The organism is Actinophytocola sp. (assembly GCF_045807065.1).
GTDB lineage: Bacteria > Actinomycetota > Actinomycetes > Mycobacteriales > Pseudonocardiaceae > Actinophytocola.
Window position 1 is genome coordinate 1 of sequence record NZ_JBJMIE010000003.1, and the last position, 6,459, is coordinate 6,459.

Below are 6,459 nucleotides of genomic sequence, written 5' to 3' on the forward strand. Positions count from 1 at the left end.
CGAGGCGCCACAAACTCCCCACCCCACAACACCCGCCCCACATCCGGCACCGGCAAACCCCGCCGATCCACCTTCCCACTCACCGTCAACGGCAACTCATCCAAAACCACAAACACCGACGGCACCATAAAATCAGGAACACAACGACCCACAAACTCACGCAACACCGGCACCAGGCTGCTGTTCGCCCTGCGCAGCGCCCTGGCGCGCAATGGGTCGTTCACGCCTTTGTCGATGGACACCGCCTCACCCGGAAACTCCACCCTGGGCCAACCATCACCGGTCCCATGAACGAACGCCACATCAAACGCCCCGTCAGGCCGACCCGACGCCCAACTCACCAACACCCGAAAACCAGCCGACTCCCCCCACTCACACACATCCTCCAACCCGAAACCCACACCATCCACCACACGATCATTCGGCACCCCCACCACACCGAACGACGTCCCCTCCAACAACCACTCCCGCAACACCTCCGCCGACAGCCACTCACGCCACCCCACGCCTACCAACTCGCCCGAACCACCCTTGTGCAACACCACGTCATACCGAAAACGCACCATCTCATTCCCACCACGCCCACGCTTCGGCATCACCCGCACATAATCCACACCACCCACACCCAAAAACACACCCGGATGCACCAACAACTCACTATCCTCCACCACCCGACGCGCCACCCGCCGAGCAAACCCCTCACCACCCCCACCACCATGCGCCCGCTCCACCAACCCATGATGCGCCCCAGCCAACACCAAACTCCGCACATCACCCACCAACACCGCACCACCCGAACCAACCACCGACAACGCACCACCCACCACCCGCATCAAATAATCCCGATCCGGGAAATACTGCACAACCGAATTCACCACCACCACATCAAACGACCCCGCCGAAAACCCAGAAAAATCATCCGCCTCACGACACAACAACTCCACATTCCCCACACCACCAGAAACCAACCCACGCGCCAGATCAGCCACCGTCCCCGACGAAAAATCCGTACCCACATAATGCTCCACCAACGGAGCCACCCGCCACAACAACAACCCCGTCCCACACCCAATCTCCAACACCCGACGCGGCCCCAACGCCAACACCCGCTCAACCGTCCCATCCACCCACTCCCGCATCTCCACCACAGGAATCGGCCCACCCGAATAACTCGAATTCCACCCAACGATGTTGAACGCCGGATCGACACCCGCATCCAACCGCTGCGTCTCGTCGAACAACCCGCGCCACTCATCCACGCGCACCACATCGGAATCCGGCTCCACGTCGGCCTCCGGCACGACGTACGCCACGAGACGCCGCACCCCTGGCACATCCTCACGGGCCACGACCACCGCGTCACGGACCTCGTCGTGCTCGCCGAGCACGGCCTCGACCTCGCCGGGCTCGATCCGGAACCCCCGGATCTTCACCTGGTCGTCAACCCGTCCCAGGAACTCCAACTGCCCGTCAGCAGACCACCGCACCAGATCACCCGTCCGGTACAACCGCGACCCGGCCGGACCAAAGGGATCCGACACGAACCGCGCCGCGGTCAACGAGGGACGCCCGAGGTAACCGCGGGCGAGGCTGGGGCCGCCGACGCACAGCTCGCCGGGCACGCCGACCGGGACCGGCCGCAGGTACGGGTCAACCACGTACACCCGGGTGTCCCGGATCGGCCGCCCGATCGGCGGTGTGCCCGTCCCCGCGAGCGGGTCGCTCATCGTCGCGCACACCGTGGTCTCGGTCGGCCCGTAACCGTTGATCATCAGCCGCCCGGGTGCCCAGCGGGCGACCAGGTCGCCGGAGCACGCCTCGCCGCCGACCACCAGTGCCCGCCATGCCGGCAGTTCCTGCTCGGGCACGGTCGCCAGCACCGCGGGTGACAGCAGTGAGTGCGTGACCCCGTGTTCCCGCAGCACGTCGCCGAGTGCCTCGCCCGCGAGCGGACCGGGCGGCGGCACGACCAGGCAGGCGCCGGACCCGTAGGCCATCAGCAGCTCGACCACGGCGGCGTCGAAGCTCGGCGAGGCGAACTGCAGGACCCGTGACTCCGGCGTGATCGACAGTCGGTCGGTCCAGTCGCCCGCGAGGCTGCGCGCCCCGGCGTGCGAGACGACCACCCCCTTGGGGCGCCCGGTCGACCCGGAGGTGTAGATGACGTAGGCGGGGTGGGCCGGCGCCAGCGGCGCGACCCGCTCGGCGTCGGTGAGGTTCGCGTCGGACCTGGCCGCGAGGTCGGCCACCACGTCCGGGGCGTCGAGCACGAGCTCGGGGACCGCGACGTCGCGGGGTCGCGCACCGGCCCACTGGGCGGTGGTCAGCAGGCAGGCCGGGCGAGCGTCGGACAGCACGTGGGCGATCCGGTCGGCGGGGTACTCGGGGTCCACCGGCAGGTACGCCCCGCCCGCTTTCTGGACCGCCAGCGCGGCCACGATCGTGTCCACCGAGCGCGGCATCATCAACGCCACCAGTCGCTCCGGACCCACCCCTCGCTCGACCAGCGCCCTGGCCAGCCGGTTCGCCCGGGCGTTGACCTCCTGGTAGGACAGGGTTCCCGCGTCCGACCGGATGGCGGGCGCCGCCGGCCGCTCCTCCGCACGCGCCTCGAACAGCTCGTGCATGCCGCACCGGTGTCCGTGGCTCGCGGTCCGGTTCCAGTCCACCGTGATCGCGGTCCGCTCGTCCGGCGTCATCATGTCCACTTCGGACAGGCGGCGCTCCGGGTCGCCGGCCAGTTCGCGCAGCAGCGTGCTGAAGTGGCCGGCCATGCGGCGGACGGTGGTGGCGTCGAACAGGTCGGTGCTGTAGATGAAGTGGCCGACCAGCTGGTCGTCGTGTTCGACCACGTTGCACTCGAAGTCGAACCGGGTGGTCACGGCGCCGGCGCCGAAGGGCCGGGTCCGCGCGCCGACGAGGTCGGTCCGTCCGCGTGGCGCGTTCATCAACTGGAACGTCGCCTGGACCACGGGGTTGCGGCTCAGGTCCCGGACCGGCGCCAACTCCTCGACCAACTGCTCGAACGGCAGGTCCTGGTTCGCATACGCACCCAGCGCCGTCTCCCGCACCCGGTCGAGAAGCTCCACAAAGGACGGATCATCCGCGCAGTCGGTGCGCAACACCAACGTGTTGACGAAGAACCCGACCAGCCCCTCCAGCTCCGGACGCACCCGACCCGCGATCGGCGAGCCCACCACGACGTCCGTCGTGCGCGCGTACCGCGACAACAGCACCTGGAACGCGGCGAGCAACGTCATGAACAGCGTCGTCCCCTGCGCACGGCTGAGCGCACGCAACCGCGTCGTCAGCTCGGCGGGCACCTCGAAGGAGGTGCTCGCGCCGACATAGCTCGGCGTGGCCGGGCGCGGGTGGTCGGTGGGCAGCTCCAGTGCCGCCGGTATCCCGGCCAGTCGCTCCCGCCAGTACTCGACCTGCGCGTGCAGCGTCTCACCGGTCAGCCATTCGCGCTGCCACATGGCGTAGTCCGCGTACTGCACCGGCAGCTCCGGCAACGGCGACGGTTCACCGTGCACGAACGCCTCGTACAGCGCGTTCAGCTCCGACATGAACACGCCCATCGACCAGCCGTCGGACACGATGTGGTGCGCCACCACGGCCAACACGTGGTCGTCCTCGGCCAGCCGGACCAGCGTCGACCGCAGCAGTGGACCGGTCACCAGGTCGAACGGGTGGGCCACCTCGTCCGCGACCACCTCCCGGGCGCGCCGTGGGGGGTCCTCGTGCCCGGACACGTCCACGACCTCGAGCGGCACGTCGGCGGGCTCGTGCACCACTTGGCGCGGCACCCCGTCGACGCTCTCGAACGTCGTCCGCAACGCCTCGTGCCTGGCCACCACCTCGGTCAACGCCCCGGCCAACGCGCCGAGGTCCAGCGCGCCGCGCAACCGCACCACGTGCGGGATCGTGTAGAAGGCGTTGTCGGGCACGAGCTGGTCGAGGAACCACAACCGCTGCTGGGCGAACGACAACGGCAGGGCGTCGCCGTCGCGGGTGACCCGGACCAGCGGTGGCGCGTCCGCCGCGCGGTCGGACCACGCGCCCGCGCGAGCGAGTTCGGCGACCGTCGGCCGCTCGAACAACGCACGCAGCGGCAGGTCGATCCCCAGGCGGTCTCGCACCCTGGCGACCAACTGGGTGGCGAGCAGCGAGTGCCCGCCGAGCAGGAAGAAGTCGTCGTCGATGCCGACCGCGTCCAGCTTCAGCACGTCGGCGACCATTCCGCAGAGGATCTCCTCCAACGCGGTGCGCGGCGCCCTTCCGTTGACGACCGCGCTCGGGTCCGGCTCGGGCAGCGCGGCCCGGTCCACCTTGCCGCTGCTGGTCAACGGCAGCTCCGCCAGCACCACGAACATCGCGGGAACCATGTACGCGGGCAGCCGGTCGGCCAGGAACACCCGCAGCGCACCCGGGTCCGGCTCGGCGCCGGCGTCCGGGACCACGTAGCCCACCAGCACCTCACCCCGTGCCACCACCACCGCGTCCCGCACGTCGTCGTGGGCGCGCAGCGCGGCGGCCACCTCGCCCGGCTCCACGCGGAACCCGCGCACCTTCACCTGGTCGTCGGTCCGGCCCGCGAACACCAGTTGCCCGTCCGCCAACCACCGTGCCCGGTCGCCGGTCCGGTACAGCCGTGATCCGGCGGGGCCGAACGGGTTCGCCACGAACCGCTCGGCGGTCAGCGCGGGCCGGTCGAGATAGCCGCGCGCCACACTGGCGCCGACCAGGTACAACTCACCCGTCATGCCCACGGGCACCGGGCGCAGCCCACTGTCCAGGACGTAGGTCCGCATGTTGGCGATCGGGGTGCCGATGGGCGGAACGCCGCCCCGCAGCGGGGTACCTATGGTGGCGATGACCGTCGTCTCGCTCGGGCCGTACGCGTTGATCATGCGTGTGCGGGGCGCCCACCGGTCGACCAGTTCCGGGGCGCACGCCTCCGCGCCGACGACGAGCGTCACGCCCTCCGGCAGCGCGTCGTCCGGCAGCGTCGCCAGGTAGGTGGGCGGCAGCGTGACGTGGGTGATGCCGTGGCGCCGCATGAGCGCGGCGAACGAGGCGGGAGCGTGCAGGCGTTCCGGGTCGGCGAGCACCAGGGTCGCGCCGGTGAACAACGCCATGCTCAGCTCCCACCACGCGCCGTCGAAACTCGGCGAGGCGAACTGCAGCACCCGGCTGTCCGGTGACACCGCGAGCCGCTCGGCCTGGCTCGTCGCCAGGGACAGCAGACCGCTGTGGGTGACCACGACGCCCTTGGGCCGGCCGGTGGATCCGGAGGTATAGACCACGTACGCCCCGGACCGGTGGTCGCCGGCGGGGGCGCCGAGGTCAGCGTCCGGGTGTCCCCGCAGCTCTGCGCGCACCGCGGGAGCGTCGAGCACGAGTGAGGCGAGGTCCGGCAGGAGGGCCACCGCGGGCTCCGTCACCGAGTCGGTCACCACGAGGACCGGTCGCGCGTCGGTCAGGAGGTACTCGATGCGGGCCGCCGGGAGTTCGGGGTCGATCGGCAGGTAGACGCCGCCGGCCTTGAAGATCGCGATGATCGCCGCGATCTGCCGCACCGACCGGGGCAGTGCCACGGCGACGGGTCGGTCGGGTCCCACGCCGCGGGCGACCAGCAGCCCGGCCAGCCGGTTCGCCTGGGCGTTCAACTCGCTCCAGGTGAGCGCCGACCCGTCGGCGTGGACGACGGCCGTGGCGTCGGGACTCTCCCGCACGCGGGCCTCGAAGATCTCGTGCGCCCGTGGCGTGGTCGGGAACTCGACGGCGGTGTCGTTCCAGTCGTGCAGCACCTCCTGCCGCTCCCGAGGAGCGAGCAGGTCGATCTCGTCGACGGGCTGCCCCGGGTCGGCGGCGACGGCCGTGAGCACGCGCAGGAAGCGATCCGCGAGCCGCTCGACGGTGTCCGCGGTGAACAGGTCGGTGGCGTAGACGAGCCGGCCGACCAGCGCGTCGCCGTTCTCCACCAGGTGGCATTCGAGGTCGGCGCGGACCGCGACAGCCCCCGCGCCGAACGGTTCGCCGCGTGTCCCGACGAGGTCCATGCGTTCCTGCGGCGCGTTCATGAGCTGGAACATGACCTGCACCAACGGGTTGCGACTCAGGTCACGAACCGGCGCCAACTCCGCCACCAACTGCTCGAACGGCAGATCCTGGTTCGCGTACGCACCCAGAGCGGTCTCCCGCACCCGCCCCAGAAGATCCGTAAAGGACGGATCACCCGACACGTCGGTCCGCAACACCAACGTATTCACGAAGAACCCGATCAACCCCTCCAACTCAGGACGCACCCGACCCGCGATCGGCGAACCGACCGCGATGTCAGTGGTCCCCGTATACCGGGACAACAACAGCTGGAACGCCGCCAGCAACGTCATGAACAACGTCGCACCCTGCTCACGACCCACCACACGCAACCGCGCCACGACATCGGCCGGC

The 6,459-nt window shown here is 69.9% G+C and carries 1 protein-coding gene; it reads right to left on the reverse strand.

The features are described from left to right. Nucleotides 1-6,398 (reverse strand): amino acid adenylation domain-containing protein (locus tag ACJ73U_RS00070; protein ID WP_407775384.1); only part of this gene is annotated, 6,398 nt, incomplete at its 3' end. Nucleotides 6,399-6,459 lie beyond the last annotated feature (61 nt).